13 protein-coding genes are annotated in these 17,197 nt (G+C 71.9%); 7 read left to right on the top strand and 6 right to left on the bottom strand.

What is annotated here, in order from left to right:
- The first annotated feature begins 88 nt into the window (after window positions 1-88).
- Complete coding sequence (gene eccD, locus Air01nite_RS20985; RefSeq protein WP_203704442.1) at window positions 89-1,456, top strand: type VII secretion integral membrane protein EccD; 1,368 nt, start codon at window positions 89-91, stop codon at window positions 1,454-1,456.
- On the opposite strand, the gene Air01nite_RS20990 is transcribed toward eccD, so the two are convergent.
- Complete coding sequence (locus tag Air01nite_RS20990; RefSeq protein ID WP_203704444.1) at window positions 1,453-1,953, bottom strand: inorganic diphosphatase; 501 nt, start codon at window positions 1,951-1,953, stop codon at window positions 1,453-1,455. The genes eccD and Air01nite_RS20990 overlap by 4 nt on opposite strands.
- A 506-nt stretch (window positions 1,954-2,459) precedes the next feature.
- Here Air01nite_RS20990 and dacB point away from each other — a divergent pair.
- The 3 genes from dacB (at window position 2,460) to tilS (ending at window position 6,022) form a co-directional block, all read left to right on the top strand.
- Window positions 2,460-3,887, top strand: a complete 1,428-nt coding sequence (gene dacB / locus Air01nite_RS20995; protein ID WP_203704446.1) for a D-alanyl-D-alanine carboxypeptidase/D-alanyl-D-alanine endopeptidase — start codon at window positions 2,460-2,462, stop codon at window positions 3,885-3,887.
- Between the two features lie 65 nt (window positions 3,888-3,952).
- Window positions 3,953-5,032 (top strand): Rv3626c family coenzyme F420 biosynthesis-associated protein, encoded by a 1,080-nt coding sequence (locus Air01nite_RS21000; protein WP_203704448.1) that lies wholly within the window; start codon window positions 3,953-3,955, stop codon window positions 5,030-5,032.
- Window positions 5,033-5,035: 3 nt separating this feature from the next.
- Window positions 5,036-6,022: a tRNA lysidine(34) synthetase TilS gene (gene tilS, locus Air01nite_RS21005; protein WP_203704450.1), complete on the top strand. Its 987-nt coding sequence runs from the start codon at window positions 5,036-5,038 to the stop codon at window positions 6,020-6,022.
- Between the two features lie 870 nt (window positions 6,023-6,892).
- Here tilS and Air01nite_RS21010 read toward each other — a convergent pair.
- The gene (locus Air01nite_RS21010; RefSeq protein ID WP_203704452.1) at window positions 6,893-7,840 is read right to left on the bottom strand and encodes a GlxA family transcriptional regulator; all 948 of its coding nucleotides are present in this window, start codon (window positions 7,838-7,840) and stop codon (window positions 6,893-6,895) included.
- A 385-nt stretch (window positions 7,841-8,225) separates the two neighbouring features.
- Here Air01nite_RS21010 and hpt point away from each other — a divergent pair, with 385 nt between their 5' ends.
- From hpt to folE, 3 genes are all read left to right on the top strand, one after another.
- Window positions 8,226-8,807: a hypoxanthine phosphoribosyltransferase gene (gene hpt, locus Air01nite_RS21015; protein ID WP_203704453.1), complete on the top strand. Its 582-nt coding sequence runs from the start codon at window positions 8,226-8,228 to the stop codon at window positions 8,805-8,807.
- 245 nt (window positions 8,808-9,052) lie between these two features.
- The gene (gene ftsH, locus Air01nite_RS21020) at window positions 9,053-11,092 is read left to right on the top strand and encodes an ATP-dependent zinc metalloprotease FtsH (RefSeq protein ID WP_203704455.1); all 2,040 of its coding nucleotides are present in this window, start codon (window positions 9,053-9,055) and stop codon (window positions 11,090-11,092) included.
- Window positions 11,093-11,097: 5 nt separating this feature from the next.
- Window positions 11,098-11,754: a GTP cyclohydrolase I FolE gene (folE, locus tag Air01nite_RS21025; protein WP_203704490.1), complete on the top strand. Its 657-nt coding sequence runs from the start codon at window positions 11,098-11,100 to the stop codon at window positions 11,752-11,754.
- An 892-nt stretch (window positions 11,755-12,646) separates the two neighbouring features.
- On the opposite strand, the gene Air01nite_RS21030 is transcribed toward folE, so the two are convergent.
- The 4 genes from Air01nite_RS21030 to Air01nite_RS21045 form a co-directional block, all read right to left on the bottom strand.
- Window positions 12,647-13,606: a DMT family transporter gene (locus Air01nite_RS21030; RefSeq protein WP_203704456.1), complete on the bottom strand. Its 960-nt coding sequence runs from the start codon at window positions 13,604-13,606 to the stop codon at window positions 12,647-12,649.
- A gap of 298 nt (window positions 13,607-13,904) precedes the next feature.
- Window positions 13,905-14,165, bottom strand: coding sequence for a hypothetical protein (locus tag Air01nite_RS21035; RefSeq protein ID WP_203704457.1), 261 nt, complete (start codon window positions 14,163-14,165; stop codon window positions 13,905-13,907).
- A gap of 11 nt (window positions 14,166-14,176) precedes the next feature.
- Window positions 14,177-14,962 carry a hypothetical protein gene (locus tag Air01nite_RS21040; protein WP_239090846.1) on the bottom strand — a complete coding sequence of 262 codons (786 nt, stop codon included), beginning with the start codon at window positions 14,960-14,962 and terminating at the stop codon, window positions 14,177-14,179.
- On the bottom strand, window positions 14,959-17,109 hold the full coding sequence (locus tag Air01nite_RS21045) for an FtsK/SpoIIIE domain-containing protein (protein ID WP_239090847.1): 2,151 nt from the start codon (window positions 17,107-17,109) through the stop codon (window positions 14,959-14,961). Before Air01nite_RS21045 ends, Air01nite_RS21040 begins: the two co-directional genes overlap by 4 nt.
- Window positions 17,110-17,197 lie beyond the last annotated feature (88 nt).

Raw genomic sequence — 17,197 nt, forward strand, 5'->3', positions numbered from 1 at the left:
ATGTATGGCCAAAAGGGGGTCATGTGGATAACCCGCCGAGCCGGTAGTTTCGGCAGCCTCCCCGGCTCCCGTGACGGAGGTCACATCGATGCACACCGGTCTCGCCCTGGTCACCGTCAACGCGCCCCAGCGCCGGATCGACATCGCGCTGCCGCCGGACGTACCCCTGGCAGATCTGTTGTCGGAGATCTTGCGGCACACGGGCGCCGGGCTCGCCGACGACGGCGAGGCACACGGCGGTTGGGTCCTGCGCCGTCCGGACGGCGCGGCGCTCGACGGCGGTGCGACCCTTAACGACCAGGGTGTACGCGACGGCGACGTGCTGCACCTCGTCCCCGCCCGGCAGGAGTGGCCGGAGGTGGAGGTCGACGACGTCGTCGAGGCGATCGCCGACGGGGCACGCCGCACCGGCACCGCCTGGTCACCGCGGCAGACCGTGACGGCGGCCCTCGCGGCGGCCGGCGCGGCACTCGGCGTGGCGCTAGCGATCTTGTTGCGTGCCGGGCCGGACGAGATCGCGGCGATGCTGACCACCCTCGGCGTCGCGGCCAGCCTCACGGTCGCGGGCATCCTGGCGGCCCGCGCCTACAGCCACAGCGCCGCGGGCGTCGCGCTGGGCGCCTACTCGCTGCCGTACGCGTTCGCCGCCGGCGCCCTGCTCCTGGCGAGCGGCGGCGGCCCGGCCGGCCCCGTGCCCGGCCTGCGCTGGATCGGCGCGCCCGAACTGCTGCTCGGCTCGGCGGCGCTGGCCCTGCACGGCGTACTCGGCATCATTGGGGTCGGCTCCGGCCGCCGGATCTTCGCAGCGGCGGTGCTGACGGGCCTGCTCGGCGCCACAACCGCCGGCCTAGGCTTCGCCCTCAGCGCGCACGGCGCCGCCGCGATTCTGCTCGCGGTGCTGGCCTGCGGCGTCGGTCTGCTGCCTCTGCTCGCGATCCGGCTGGCCCGGCTGCCGATTCCGCCGGTGTCGCCGGCCCGGGTCGAAACCAACCGCGTCCGGGCCGCCGTGACCCGCGCCGAAGAGCTGCTGGGCGGGATGCTGATCGGCCACGCCATGCTGGCGGTGATCGCGGCGGCCGTGCTCGCGACCACCGGGGGCGCCTGGGGCCGCACCCTGGCGGTGGTCTGCGGCCTGGCTCTGCTGCTGCGCTCCCGGGTATTCGTCACCGTCCGCCAGCGAGTCCCGCTGCTCGTCGCCGGCACCGCAACCCTGGCCACCGTCGCCCTGGCCGTCGCCGACCGACCCGACGCACCAACAACGATCTTGGCCGGCGCGCTGGGACTGGCCCTCGCGGTGCTGTTCACCGTGCGCGGCATCGGGTACGCCCGCCGCCCGGCCGGCCCCTACCTCGGTCGCGCCGCCGACCTCCTGGACACGACCCTGCTGGTCGCGGTCATCCCGGTGGCCTGCGCGGTCCTAGGCCTGTTCGCCCAGGCCCGCACGCTGGTCGACTAGTAGGTGCCGGCGGCTTTGGCGTCCTCGGCGCGGCGGTAGGAGTTGAGGATCTCCTGCTCGGCGTCGGCGCGGCCGACCCAGGTCGCACCCTCGACCGATTTGCCGGGCTCAAGGTCTTTGTAGACCTCGAAGAAATGCTGGATCTCGAGCCGGTCGAACTCACCGACGTGGTGGATGTCGCGGAGGTGTTCCTGGCGGGGGTCTTCGAACGGGACGCAGAGCACCTTGTCGTCGCCGCCCTTTTCGTCCTTCATACGGAACATGCCGATCGCGCGGCAGCGGATCAGGCAACCCGGAAACGTCGGCTCCGTGACCAGGACCAGCGCGTCCAGCGGGTCGCCGTCCTCGCCGAGGGTGTCTTCGATAAAGCCGTAGTCGGCCGGGTACTGCGTCGATGTGAAGAGCGTGCGGTCGAGGCGGATGCGGCCGGTTTTATGGTCGACCTCATACTTGTTGCGATTCCCCTTGGGAATCTCAACGGTGACGTCGAAATCCATTTCACGCTCCTTGCAAACCGCGTTGGCCCCCTGCGAACGCACGGACGCAAGTAGTGTCGCCTAGGCCGGGCGCCGAAGGGGAGGAGGGGCGGGTGGGGGAAGACTCACAACCTCGCCCTGCGCGCGGCATAGTCCGCGTGCCGGGTGCCGCACCATCGCCCCCGCCGACGGAAGCCAACCTACACCCCGGCGGATCCGGTCCCACTCCTTACACCCCGCTGCCCGCGCCGCCCGGACCGTTCCCTCCGGCGGGTCCGGCACGCGCCGCGACACCAACAACCCCACCGATCCCAGGTGTACGCGCGAACGCCGGCACCGCACGCCCCCAAGGTTCTGCCCGCGTCGGCCACAACCCGGCCGCGAACGGCCCCCCGATCCCGTTAGGACCACCGAACCCCCCGCCGCCCGGCGGTCCGCCTCGCAACGGTCCACCGCCATGGAACGGCCCACCGCCCAGCGGGTCGCCCGCCGGCCCACCACCACGGCGCAAGCGCTCCCGTATCCCGATGATGATCGCGCTGACCGGCATCCTGGTGCTGGTCGTCTTCGCCGCCGGCCTCGTCGTGGTCCGCCCGGGCCCGGTCGCCGCCTGGCTCGGGGATGACAGCGCGGCCCGCCCCGCCCCGGTCGTCGACCCGCCCGACCCGGCACCCGGCCCGGTGCTCGCCGCCCTCAACGGCACCGCGCCGATGCCCGACGAGGCCGGCCTCACCAAGGCCCTCGGCAAGCTGGTCACCGACGGCGGGATCGGCGGCCGCACCAGCCTCGTGGTCCGCGACGTGGCCAGCGGCAAGGTGCTCTACGCCAACGGCGGCGGGATCCCCACGGTCCCGGCCTCGACGATGAAGCTGGTCACCGCCGCCACGGTGCTGTCGACCCGCGATCCCGCCTACCGGATCCCGACCCGTGTGGTCGCCGGCCCCAACCCGGGCGAGGTGATCCTGGTCGGCGGCGGCGACCCGACGCTCGGTGCCGACGCGAAGGGCTTCTACCCGGGCGCGGCCCGGCTGGACCGGCTGGCCACGGCGACCAAGAAGGCGCTCGGCGCCACGAAGCCGACCAAGGTCTACTACGACAGTTCGCTCTTCTCCGGGCCCGTCTACGAGCCTGGCTGGGACGCCGACATCCCGACCGGCGGCTTCGGCGGCCCGTCGACGGCACTCATGATCGACGGGGCGCGCAAGACGCCGACGGAGAGCGACAACCACTACTCCGAGCGCTCCAGCAAGCCCGACCTCGCCGCCGCCCAGGCGTTCGCCAAGGCCCTCGGTGTCGGTGGCACACCGGCGCCGGCCCCGAAGGGCTCGGTGCCGGCCGACGCCGCCACGCCGAGCCCGGGCGCCACCGCGGGCCCCGCAGACGAGCTGGCCCGGGTCGTGTCGCCGCCGATGGTCCGGCTGGTCGAGTTCATGCTCGTCGACAGCGACAACGTGGTCGCCGAGGCGCTGGCCCGGCAGGTCGCGCTGGCGAAGGGCAAGCCGGCCTCGTACGCCGGTGCCCGCGCCGGCATGACCGAGGCCCTCGCGGAGCTCGGCGTGCCGACCGACGGCCTGGTCCTGGCGGACGGCAGCGGCCTGTCCCGCACCGACCGGCTGACCGGTGAGGCGCAGACCGAGTTGCTCGCGCTGGCGGCGTCCGGCAAGAGGCCGGAGCTGACCGAGATGTTCGCCGGCATCCCGGTGGCGGCCTGGTCCGGCACGCTCGAGGACCGCTTCGGCGACGCCGCCACCCGCAAGAGCGCCGCCGGCGTGGTCCGGGCGAAGACCGGCACGCTCACCGGCAACCACGCCATGGCCGGCACGGTGACCACGGCCGATGGCCGGCTGCTCGCGTTCTCCGTGCTCACCGACGGGGTCACGGCCAGCAGCGACGCCGCCCGCGACCACCTCGACAAGATCGCCGCGACCCTGGCCACCTGCGGCTGTGACGCCTGAAGCCTCCGCTAGCTCCGGCTAGCGGATGAGGCGCCAGGGGTGCCCGGCCCGGGTACCGTGGGGTGATGGCGCAGTTCGTGGACTGGGATCTGGCCGCCGCCACAGCGGGGGCGCTCGGCAAGTCGGGCCCCCGGGCCTCCTACGAGGAGGCCACCGAGGTGGTCGCCGACCTGCGTCGGTTGACCGAAGAGGCCGCTGGGCACGTCAGTGACTACACGGGCCTGCGGTCGCAGGTCGACCACCCGCCGGTGCGCATCGTCGACCGCCGCGACTGGGCCGCCGTCAACGTGGCCGGGTTGCGTGAGGTGGTCACACCGCTGATCACCCGGCTCTCCGGTGACAAGGAGCCCGGCGCGCTCACCGACGCCATCGGCTCCCGGTTGACCGGGGTGCAGGCGGGCAGCGTGCTGGCGTACCTCTCGGGTCGCGTACTCGGGCAATATGAGGTCTTTTCGACCGATCCTGGGCAGTTGCTGCTTGTCGCGCCGAACATCGTCGAGATCGAGCGCAAGCTCGGCGCCGAGCCGCGCGACTTCCGCCTCTGGGTCTGCCTGCACGAGGTCACCCACCGCACCCAGTTCACCTCGGTGCCCTGGATGCGCGCCCACTTCCTCGGTGAGGTCCAGTCGTTCGTCGACGCCTCGCAGACCGGCACCGAGCACCTCACCGACCGGCTCCGCCGCGCGGTGGCCACGCTGTCCGACGCGATCCGCGAGCCCGACAGCCGGGCCAGCGTGCTCGACCTCGTGCAGACGCCGGGCCAGCGCGCCGTGCTCGACCGGCTGACCGCGCTGATGACCCTGCTCGAAGGCCACGCCGAGTTCGTGATGGACGGCGTCGGCCCCGAGGTCATACCCACGGTCGAGCAGATCCGGGCCCGCTTCAACCGGCGCCGGGAGGCCGGCAACCCGTTGGAGAAGGCCATGCGCAAGCTGCTCGGCATCGACGTGAAGATGCGGCAGTACGCCGAGGGCCGCAAGTTCGTGCACGGCGTGGTCGAGCGGGTCGGCATGGCCGGCTTCAACAAGATCTTCAGCTCGCCGCTGACGCTGCCGCGGCTCGAGGAGCTCGGCGACCCGGACGCCTGGGTGGCCCGGGTGCACGGCCCCGGCGGCGGCTCAGGTCCGCTCCTGACGCAGGGCTGAGCGATGGTCGGTCCCGCGCCAACGGTCGCCGCGACCCGCGTCGCGGTCCGCCGCATGCTGCACGGGATACGCAAGGACGCGCTGGTCCTGGTCGCCTGCTCGGGCGGCGCCGACTCGCTGGCGCTGGCCGCCGCGACCGCGTTCGTCGCACCGCGGATGGGCCTGCGCGCGGGGTTGATCACCATAGACCACGGCCTGCAGGACGGCTCCGACCGCCGGGCCGCCGCGGTCGCCGCCTGGGGTGAGTCCGTCGACCTGAGACCCGCGCTCGTGGTGTCGGTCGACGTCTCCGGGCGCCCCGGCGGGCCCGAGGCGGCGGCCCGCGAGGCCCGCTACGACGCGATACTGGAAACCGCGCGCGCCTGCCAAGCCAACTCGGTGTTGCTCGGCCACACCCGGGACGACCAGGCCGAGACCGTGCTGCTCGCGCTCGCCCGCGGCGCCGGCCCCCGGGGCATGGCGGCGATGCCGGACCGCCGCGACGTCGAGGGCGTCGCGCTGTTGCGCCCCCTGCTCGACATGTCCCGCGACGAGACCCGCAAGGCCTGCGCCGCGATGGGCCTCGAGCCGTGGGAGGACCCGCACAACCTCGATCCTTCTTACGCCCGTTCCCGGGTACGCGGCTCCGCGCTGCCCGCGTTGGTCGACGCCCTCGGCCCGGGGGTCGTGTCCAACCTGGCCCGCACCGCGCGCCTGCTGGCCCAGGACGCCGAGGCGCTGGACGTGCTCGCGGCCGAGGAGCTGGAACGCTCCAAGCTGGAGGAAGGCCTGTCGGTAGCGATGCTGGAGGCCCTGCTGCCGGCCCTGCGGGCGCGCGCCCTGCACTCCTGGGCGCTGTCGCTGGGCTGCTCACCGGCCGCGCTGTCACACCGCCACGTCACGGCCTTGGAAGCCCTGGTCACGAGCTGGCACGGCCAGGGGGCGGTCCACCTACCGGGCGGCATCCGCGCGGCCCGCGTAGCGGGCGTCCTCCGCGTGGTCACCGAGTAATTCCTCTGCCACCGATCACCGCGGCCACCACGAACGGCCAAGCGGTCGCTGCCCGCACGTCGCGTTGACCAACGGACGGCCTCACACGACCTGAAGGCTTGCGGCAACGTCGTGCGTGGCGGGGTTGCGGCAACCGTGCGGGGTTGCGGCAACGTCGTGTGTGCCGGGTTGCGGCGACCGTGCGGGGGTTGCGGCAACGTGGGGCGTAGCGCGGTTGCGGCGGCGGGCGGGTTGCGGCAACGCGTGCGGGGTTGCGGCAGCGTGGGCGTTGCCGCGACTGTGCGTGGGGGTTGCGGCAACGTCGGGCCGTGCGGGTTGCGGCAACGCCGGGCGTGGCGGGGTTGCGGCAACCGTGCGGGGTTGCGGCAACGTGAGGCGTAGAGCGGTTGCGACAACGGCGGCTGGGGTTGCGGCAACGTCGGGTCGTGCGGGTTGCGGCAACGCCGGGCGTGGCGGGGGTTGCGGCAACCGTGTGGGGTTGCGGCAACGTGGGGAGTAGAGCGGTTGCGACGACGATGGCTGGGGGTTGCGGCAACGTCGGGCCGTGCGGTTGCGGCAGCGCCGGGCGTGGCAGGGTTGCGGCAACGTCGGGCCGTGCGGGTTGCGGCAGCGCCGGGCGTGGCGGGGTTGTGTCAACCGTGCAGGGTTTCCGCGCCGCAAACGTGGCGTTGCGGAGTTGCGGCGAAGGTGGGGTGGGGTTGCGGCAACGTCGGGACTGGCTGGGGTTGCGGCAACCCGTTTGAGGACGACTCGGCGGCGCCACAGGGCGCCGTAGAAAATGTGCCTGGCCAAGCGCGGGCCTGGCAGCGACGCGGAGCGAGCGGTGTCCGGCGGGAGCGACGGTCGTGCCCACCGCGAACCCGGGACCGCCTATTTCCGGAATGTCGACCGATAGGCGTACGGCGTCGCGCCCACCCGCCGGCTGAAGTGGTGCCGCAACGTTGCCGCATCGCCGAAGCCGCTCTTGTCCGCGACCGCCTCCACCGCCAGCTCCGTCTCCTCCAGCAGGCGGCGCGCGAGCAGCACCCGCTGCCCGGTCAGCCAGTCGTGCGGTGTCGTGCCGGTCTCCGCGCGGAAGCGGCGGGCGAACGTGCGCGGCGCCATGTGCGCGCGGGCGGCCAGATCGTCGACGGTGATCGGCCGGTCGAGGTTGGTGATCAGCCAGGTGAGCAGCGGCTCCAGCGTCGGTGCGTCGGGCGTGGCCGCGATCGGGGCCTCGATGTACTGCGCCTGGCCGCCGTCGCGGTGTGGTGGGACGACCATGCGGCGGGCCAGTTTCGTGGCGATCTCCGAGCCGTGCTGCTGGCGCACCAGGTGCAGGCAGGCGTCGATGCCCGCCGCCGTCCCGGCGCTGGTCAGCAGGTTGCCGTCGTGCACGTAGAGGTTGTTGCAGGCGACCTTGGCGCGCGGGAAGCGGGCCTGCAGGGCGTCGGCGTAGCGCCAGTGCGTCGTGCACTCGCGGTCGTCGAGCAGGCCGGCCTCGCCGAGCACGAACGCGCCGGAGCAGACGCTGAAAATCTGCGCGCCGCGGGCGTCGGCGCGGCGCAGCGCCGCCAGCACCTCCGGCGGGACGCGCGAGCCGTCCTTGTGCGCAGGGACCGCCACCAGGTCGGCGTCCTCGAGCGGCGTGAGGTCGGCGCCCGGCATCAGGGTGAAGCCGTTCTGGGCGCGCACCGGTGCGCCGTCGGGTGAGCAGACGTCGAACCGGTAGCCGGGGAAACCGTCGGCCGTCCGGTCGGTGCCGAACACCTCGCAGAGCACGCCCAGCTCGAAGGCGGCGACCCCGTCCATGACCACGACCGCGACGTTACGAAGCATGCTCGTGAGCCTAGCGGAAGAGTGGCAGGATTTCGACGGTGTATGGCATCTCTGCCACTGTCCGCATGTCCGGTGCTGGCGCAGACTTATCTATGTCAAGCCCGGTGCGCGCCGGCGGTCCTCGAAAGCCCAACACAACCAAGGGGCACCGCCATGTTTCTCGTCCTTTTTGTCGCCTTTCTTCTCCTCCTCGCGCTGGCCTCGGCCTTCGGCGTCACTGCCGACTCCCACGACTCGGCCGACTGGAAGCCATCACGCGGTGGGTTCCGAGAACCACAGACCTACTGATCTTGATCGGTGGCCGCCCGGTAGCACTGGGTGGCCACCTCTTCTTCCTTGTGGGTCGGCCACCGGGGCGTAACCCGCGTGGGGCAGGCTTAAGGGCATGACCGACGGCTCCGGGTCCTGGTACGACGCCGACATCGATCACGTGATCATCACCGAGGAGGAGATCCGCGAGAAGACCGCGGCCCTCGCCAAGCAGGTGGCCAGCGACTACGCGACCGTCCAGGACGGGCTGTTGCTGGTCTGCGTGCTCAAGGGCGCAGTGATGTTCGTCGCCGACTTCGCCCGCGCGCTGGGCCGCCACGGTCCGCCGGTGGAGCTGGAGTTCATGGCGGTTTCCTCGTACGGCCAGGGCACGACCTCTTCCGGGGTCGTCCGGATCCTCAAGGACCTCGACCGGGACATCGCCGGCCGCCACGTGGTCGTCGTCGAGGACATCGTCGATTCCGGGCTGACCCTCTCCTGGCTGCTGAAATACCTCGAGTCGCGGGCCGCGGCGAGCGTCGAGGTGGTCGCTCTGTTCCGCAAGCCCGACGCGATCAAGGTCCACGTCCCGGTGAAGTACGTCGGTTTCGACATCCCGAGCGAGTTCGTGGTCGGATACGGGCTCGACTTCAGCGAGCGCTACCGCGAACTGCCCTATGTCGGGGTCCTCAAGCCCGAGGTCTACGCCCGAGTCTGAGGATCTCCTCAAGTTCGTACAGCGGACTTACAGCATCCCCGGCTACCGTATGTGCTAGCGCGGGGCTCAGTCGTTTGCGTCTCGCGCTCGGGGTGTACCTTCGAATGACCGTGGCGCACCGGCGGCGCGGGTCGCGTCCTTCCCGAAAAGGGCAGTTCGCGGCGGGCCGACACCCCGGAAACACGAGTCCGCACGGTCATAACGTCGATCAGGAGGATGCGGGCGGTTCGCCGCTCGACAACAGTATGGAACGTACGCGTTTCTTCCGCCGACCGGTGGTCTGGATCATCCTTGTGATCGCCGGCGCAATCGCGCTCAGCTCCCTGTTCACCGGCGGGCCGAGCTATCACCGGGTGGACACCAGCGTCGCCCTCCAGCAGCTCAACAACGGGGCTCCGAACAGCATCCAAGAGGTCACGTTCCAAGACAAGGAGCAGACCCTCCGGATCAACCTCGCCCAGCCCCAGAAGTTCGGCGACACGGAGACCAACCGGATCGAGGCGCAGTTCCCGGCCGAGGTCGGCGCCCAGATCTGGAACGACGTCCAGAACGCCAAGACGGCCGACCGGATCAGCGGTGACATCGACACCCAGGTCTCCGGCGACAACGTGCTGCTGAGCCTCCTGGTCAACCTGCTGCCGATCGTGCTGCTCGTGGTGCTGCTGTTGTTCTTCATGTCGCAGATGCAGGGCGGCGGCTCGCGCGTCCTCAACTTCGGCAAGTCCAAGGCCAAGATGATCACCAAGGACACGCCGAAGACGACGTTCGCGGACGTCGCCGGCGCGGACGAGGCGGTCGAAGAGCTCCGCGAGATCAAGGACTTCCTGCAGAACCCGGCCAAGTACCAGGCGCTCGGCGCCAAGATCCCGAAGGGCGTGCTGCTCTTCGGCCAGCCGGGCACCGGCAAGACCCTGCTCGCCCGCGCGGTCGCCGGCGAGGCCGGCGTGCCGTTCTACTCGATCTCGGGTTCCGACTTCGTCGAGATGTTCGTCGGTGTCGGTGCGAGCCGGGTCCGCGACCTGTTCGAGCAGGCCAAGGCCAACGCGCCCGCCATCGTGTTCGTCGACGAGATCGACGCCGTCGGCCGCCACCGCGGCGCCGGCATGGGCGGCGGCCACGACGAGCGCGAGCAGACGCTCAACCAGCTGCTCGTCGAGATGGACGGCTTCGACACCAAGGGCGGGGTCATCCTGATCGCGGCCACCAACCGGCCCGACATCCTCGACCCGGCGCTGCTGCGCCCCGGCCGTTTCGACCGGCAGATCGCCGTCGACACCCCCGACATGGACGGTCGCAAGGCCATCCTGCGGGTGCACGCCAAGGGCAAGCCGTTCGCGCCCGACGTCGACCTCGACGCGGTCGCCCGGCGCACGCCCGGCTTCAGCGGTGCCGACCTGGCCAACGTGATCAACGAGTCCGCGCTGCTGACCGCCCGGCACGACAAGCGGGCGATCACCAACGACAACCTCGAGGAGTCCATCGACCGCGTGGTGGCCGGCCCCCAGCGCCGCACCCGGGTGATGAGCGACCACGAGAAGAAGATCACTGCCTACCACGAGGGTGGCCACGCGCTGGTCGCCTGGGCGCTGCCGCACTCCGCGCCGGTGCACAAGGTGACGATCCTGCCGCGCTCGCGCTCGCTGGGTCACACGCTGGTGCTGCCGACGGAGGACAAGTACACCCAGACCCGCGCGGAGATGGTCGACACCCTGGCCTACGCCCTCGGCGGCCGCGCGGCTGAGGAGCTCGTCTTCCACGAGCCGACCACCGGTGCGGGCGACGACATCAAGAAGGCGACGTCGCTGGCCCGGGCCATGGTCACGCAGTACGGCATGTCGTCGAAGCTCGGCGCCGTCAAGTACGGCACCAGCGGCGACGAGCCGTTCCTGGGCCGCACGATGGGCCACGAGCGCGACTACTCCGACGCGGTCGCGGCCGAGATCGACGGCGAGGTCCGCTCGCTGATCGAGCTGGCCCACGACGAGGCCTGGGAGATCCTGGTCGAATACCGGGACGTCCTCGACAACCTGGTGCTGGAGTTGATCGAGAAGGAGACCATCTCGACCGCCGACATGGCGCGGATCGCCGCGCGCGTGGTCAAGCGGCCGCCGATGGCCCCCTACAACGGCTTCGGCAAGCGCCGCCCGTCGACCGAGCCGCCCGTGCTCACCCCGGCGGAGCGCGAGGCGCTCAAGGTCCAGGCCGAGGCCGACGGCGCCGAGGCCCGAGTGGGCGGCGGCAACGGCGGCGGCAACCCGCACTCCAACTCGGACGGCTCACACTGACCAGCATCGACTACGAAGCCGACGGCGAGGTAGAGGAACTCGACTACCTCGCCGCCCGGCTCGTGGATGGCAAGCTGGCCGGCCGCCCCGTCGAGGACGCGGTCGACCTGGGCCGCATCGAAAAGGCGGTCCGCGAGATCCTGATCGCGATCGGCGAGGACCCGGACCGCGAGGGCCTGGCCAAGACCCCGCTGCGGGTCGCCCGGGCGTATGCGGAACTCTTCGCGGGCCTGCGCGTAGACCCGGCCCAGGTGCTCAACACGACCTTCGACGCGTCGCACGAGGAACTGGTCCTGGTCCGCGACATCGAGGTCATGAGCGTCTGCGAACACCACCTGCTCCCGTTCAAGGGCGTGGCCCACATCGGCTACATCCCGGGCCCCAACGGCCGCATCACGGGCTTGTCGAAACTGGCCCGCCTGGTGGAGATCTACGCCCGCCGCCCCCAGGTCCAGGAACGCCTGACAACACAGATCGCCGACCTCCTGATGACCAAGCTGGAGCCCCGCGGCGTCATCGCGGTCCTGGAGTGCGAACACCTCTGCATGGCGATGCGCGGCATCCAGAAGGACGGCTCGAAAACAGTCACATCCGCGGTCCGCGGCATCTTCCAAAGCGACGCGAAGAGCCGCAGCGAAGCCATGGCTCTCATCATCGGCTGACGCTTTTCAATCAAGAACGTCTCTGCTCGGGCCCGTCGTGGGCGCGTCCGTTGCTCCCGCCAGCCACCGCTCGCTCCGCGTCGCTGCCAGGTCCGCAGGGGTTTCTTTGATCATTGGCGCAACGCGGGTGGGCGGTTCGCTGCCCGTCGTGGGCGCAACTATCGCTCCTGCGCGTCGCCGCCAGGTCCGCGGGGGTTTCTTCGATCATTGGCGCAACGCGGGTGGGTGGCGCGCTGCCCGTCGTGGGCGCAACTATCGCTCCCGCGCGTCGCTGCCAGGTCCGCGGTGGTTTCTTCGATCATTGGCGCAACGCGGGTAGGTGGCTCGCCGTCCGCCGTGGGCGCGAGACTGTCGCGCACACGCGTCGGTGCCAAGTCCGCGGCTTTCATGATTGGCGTACGCGCCGATCGAGGCAGGCGGCGGCACGGCGTCGGCTGATTGCGCGGCTCCCCGCGGTCGATGCCGACCGCGCGCCGAGGCCACACAACGTGCGCAACGTCGGCGGTGGCTGTCGACCTTGAGATCGCCACTCGCACCCCGTCGGGATTCACACCTTCGGTGTGAAGAGTGGCCTTCCCTCCGGCACATACCTCCTCAACGCCCTCCTCCGGCGCCTCCGGGCCCCCGCTGACGGGCGCGCGACCGTCATCAGGAAAGCCCACCACGATCTCCCGGAGCTAGCCCTCGTATGTCCGCGGGGTCAACGAGATCCGGCCGTGCCCGTCGGTTGGTTGATCGTCCCGCCAGGCGCCTAGCCGGGGGCTCGCGCCTTCGTTGCGTTTTCCGCCCGTCGAAGCTCGCCCACCCCCTCTTCGTGGGCTTTGCTCTGCTTCCAGTTACGCACCACCCGCGGCGAGGGGTGGTGCGTGCGTGGAAGCAGAGCAAAGCGTCGTCAGCTCAGGTGGGTTGGCGCGAGGGTTCTCTCGGTGTGTGGGGTCGGTTGGTTCGAGGAGGTTCGGCGTTCCGTGCGGGTCAGGGCCAGGACGGCGGCCGTCAGGACGACGGAGCCCGCCGCCGCGGTCGGGGTCAGGTGTTCGTCCAGCCAGAGCACCGCTATGACCGTCGCGGTGAGCGGTTCGATCAGGGCGATCACAGAGGCCGTGGTCGCGCGGACCGTGGAGAGGCCCGCGAAGAACAGGGTGTAGGCCAGCGCGGTCGGCACCAGGGCCAGGTAGGCGAGGAGCCCCGCGGTCGTCGTCAGGTGGCCCGTCGCCGGCAGGGGGCCTTCGACGAGGGCCAGCGGGAGCAGGCAGACCAGGCCGACGGTGAAGCCGCCGAGGGTGGTCGGGGTCGGGCGGCCGTCGTGACCCAGTTTGCGGGTCAGCAGGGTGACGACCGCGTAGCCCGCAGCCGACAGCAGGGCGCAGGCCAGGCCGAGGGTCGGCGCCGGGCCGGTGGTCGCTCCTCCGCCGCCGACCAGCAGCGTCAGGCCGAGCAGGGCCAGTCCGACGGTGGTCGCGCCGGATCGGCCCAGGCGTTCGCCCATCGTGGCGCGGGCGCCCAGGGCGATCAGGACCGGGCCCGCGCCCAGCGTCACCACCGTCGCGACGGCGAGGCCCGCGTAGGCGACGGCGGCGAAGTACGCCGTCTGGTAGACCGCCAAGCCCGCGCCCGTGATCACCACGTGGTGCCAGCGGGCGCGCCGCGGTGCGGTCCGGCGGCGGGTGAGTAGGTGCGCAACGCCGAGGAGCAGGACTCCGCCGGCGAAGCGCCAGAACGAGACAGCGAGCGGGCCGAGGCCCGTGGTCGCGTAGAGGACGGCGGCTACGGCACCGCCCGTGCCCCAGGCCACCGCGGCCAGGAGGATGTAGAGAATTCCCCGCCCGACGGGCAGGGTCGTGTTCGAACGCATGGATGGTCTCCGTGTCATCGCCGCCCGGGCGCCACTCGACGACCCGGGCTCGGGAAATCGGGCGAGCCGGGTCAGCTAGCGATGTGCGCTAGCGAGTGGCGGGTGGCGAATTCACGAAGAGTGGCACGCCGGGACCATACCGCGACGATCCGCCGCGGTCAGCTTGGTTTGTGTGCCGCGGACCTGGCAGCGCAGCGCAGCGGAGCGGTGTCCGGCGGGAGCGACGGTCCGGACCACCGCGGACCCGGGCAAAGCCGCTCGTGTGGGTCTTGTCTGGCGGTCAAGTTGCTCGGCGGGCCTAGACCATGCTGCGGAAGTTGTCGGCCGAGCTCATCGCGGTCGCGGCCAGCGACTGGGCCTCGTCGAGGCGGGCGCGGGCCTGTTCGAGGCTGGCGATCGCGTCCACGATGGACGGATGAGCGGAACCGATCGCGGTGAACCGCAGGCGGGTCAGCGCCTCGTCGAACGAGTCCGCGACACCGCGCAGGGTCTGCAGGGCGCGTTGGGTCTGCTCGACCGACGCGGCGACGCTGAGCTTGACCTCTTCGACGTTCGGCACGGCGCTACCGCCTATCCGGTGACGGCCAGGACCGCCTGGCCGATGAGCAGGATCAGGACTGGTGCGAAGCAGACCGCGGCGCCGAGCGGCAGGGTGCGGTCGACCTTGCCGCCGGCTGGGGCCGGGAACGCGGCGCCGATCGTGACCCAGGCGAAGCCGAGCGCGGCCAGCGGCAGCACCAGGCCGCAACCGAGCGAGTACTTCGACATCGCCGTGCCGCCTGCCGTGATCAACAGGGCGATCTGCACGGCCAGCACCGCCGCCGCGAACGGGCCGTATACCAGCATGTTGCGCACCCAGGTGCGGAGCGGGCCGCGTGGAGCGGTGGTCGCGCGCAGGGCCGCGCCGGGCACGCCGAGCAGGGCGGCGTCGGCCCGGTCGGCGGTCGATCGGGCCTGGTGGAGGGCGGCCAGCGTGGCGGCGGGCCCGTCCGCGACCGCGCGGTTGGCCTGCTCGGCGTCCGCGGGCGTTGGGCGCAGATCCGCATCGGGTACGCCGGCCTCGCGCAGCCGGGCCTGTTGTGGCACGAGCCGGGCGCGCACCGCGGTCAGTTCCTCGCGGGCCGCGCGCACGGTCTGCGCCTGCTCGCCGGCGGCGGTGGCGGCTCCACGTCTGACCGCGTCCAGGCGTTGGGCGGCGGCGCAGTATTCCGCCCAGGCCGTGCCCGGGTCGGTGTCGTCGCGGTGGCGCCCGTGGCCGGTTTGCCCGTAGGTGGGCTGTTGCGGCAACGGTGGCATGACCGTTGCCTGGTCTGGCAACTGGTACGGGGTGCCGTTGGTCGGCTGCTCGGTCGTCATCGGTCGGCCTCGGGGCGGACGAACGGCACGATCACCGACGTGCGGTCGGTGTGCCGGTCGTGCAGGAGCGCGCGGTTGTCCCTAGGTTGCCAGTCGACCGGGCGGCCGAGCAGCAGGGTCACGTCGGACGCCGGCACGTTGAGGAAGACCAGGCCGGCGACGTCCTCGCGGGCCGCGGGACCGACCTCGTCGGTGAACCGGCGCAGCCCGCGCCACCACGACAGCAGGTGCACGCCCCGGCCGGGGCCAGTGCGCAGCACGAGGCGGAGCCGGTCGGGCGGCAGCGAGCCGCTGGCCATCGCGTCCATGCCGAACACCACCATGTAGCCGGGCCGGTCGATGGTCAGCGCGTCGGCCAGGCCGGCCGCGGTGACGATGTCGACCTCCTGACGCTCGGCCAGGTCGCGGGCCAGCTCGGCGGCGATCTCGTCGCCTTCGGCGACCAACGACGCGATCACGAATCTGGCGGTACGCGGTGCGTGGTGCGCGGCCACACCGCGGGCGGCGGCGTCGAGCACCCCGGCGCCGGCCGTGCTCGGGCCGATCACGGCGAGGTGCCGGCCGGGCGCGGTGTCGAGCGGGAAGGCGGCCGTGCTCAGCGCGACGTCGATGTGCCGGCCGAGCAGGGCGGCGGGGCGGGTGACCCGGCCGGCGAGCGCCGCGCGGAAGGTCGGGTCGTCGTTGAGGTGCTGGTGCGCGTACCCGGCGAAGACCTTGGGCGGAGCGGCGTCGGTCGCCCGGCGTTCCCAGAGTGCGTGGCGGAGCTTGACCAGGGCGGACCGGTCGGCGTGCGGGTCGGGGAAGCGGATCACCCGCTCGTGGCCGCGGGTCGCGCCGCGCGGGCCGCCGAGGCCGCCGGCGGTGTTGACCACCGCGGCGCCGAGGGGCAGGCCGGCGGCCGCGTCGTTGGTGGGCTCGAGCACGTCGCCGCCGCCGGGCAGGGCGACCCGCACCGGGAACTGGCCGAAGATCGAGTCGCGCTTGGCGTAGAGGGCTTCGACGCCGAGCACGGTCTGGCTGGCCAGGACCAGATGGATGCCGTACGAGCGGCCCTTGCGCGCCAGCGACTCGAGCAGCGTGACGGCCTCGGTGGCGGCCCGGTCGGTGCCGGCCAGCAGCACCTGGAACTCGTCGATCACGCAGACGAGCCGTGGCAGGGGCTGGCTCTCGCGCAGGTCGGTGAAGCGGGTGACGCCGGCCTTCTTGTAGGCGACGGAGCGGCGGCCCATCTCGGCGTCGAGCTCGCGGAGGACGGCGAGGCCGTACTCCCGGTCGGACTCGACACCGACGGCGCGGGCGTGCGGCAGCCAGCTGCGGTCACGCTCGGTGGGCACGAACTCGGCGAACGAGATGCCCTCTTTGAAATCCAGCAGGTAGAGCGTCATCTCGTCGGGGCCGTAGCGGGTGGCCAGGCCGTACAGGACGTTGATCAGGAACGCGGTCTTGCCGGCGCCCGACCGGCCGCCGATCATCCAGTGTGGAGTGAGGTCGTTGAACTGGAGGTTGACGGGCCGGTCGCCGTCCTGCCCGACGACGGTGGCGAGCCCCTGTGCGGAGTCGTCCGTCCAGGTCTCGTGCGGATCGTCGGGAAGCAGGTCGCCCAGGGTCAGCCGGGCGCTGGCGGCGAACCGGGCGGCAAGCTCGGCGCACACCCGCTCGAACAGATGCGGCGGCGGATCGTCGTCGAGGAACACGGGCGCGTTGAGCCCGACGTGCGGCGACGTCGCGAATCCGGCGCCCGGCGGGTCGCTGACGAGGGCGTACGGGTTGCGCAACGCGATCCGGGTGGCCAGCGGTAGCGGCTGTTGGGTGGTCTCCAACGTCAACGGCGGCGGTGGCCAACCGGCGACCACAAGATGCAGCCCGGCGTCGGGCCCGGCCTGTGCCAACGCGGCGATCCGGGTGAGGTCGGCGGTCTCGGTCAGCTCGGGCAGGCTGGCGATGACGACGAGGAGGGTACGTTCGCGCCGGGTGTGCCGGGCGGCGGTGGGTCGGGCGGGCCGCACCCACTGCTCGGCCTCGGCTAGCACGGCCCGCAGCCCGGTGCGATCGGTCGCGGGCGGCGGCATGAGCCCGGCATCGGCGAGCGCGGCGAACGGCGCGAACAGCATCCCACCACCGGCGGCGTCGACGGCCCGAACAAGCACGGACCCGGGCGGCGCGGCGGCGAGAAGCCTGAGCAGGAGGGCTCTTAAAAGGCCGGCCACCCGCGGATCACGAGCGTCGGCGTCGACG

The organism is Asanoa iriomotensis, assembly GCF_016862515.1.
Classification (GTDB): Bacteria; Actinomycetota; Actinomycetes; order Mycobacteriales; family Micromonosporaceae; genus Asanoa; species Asanoa iriomotensis.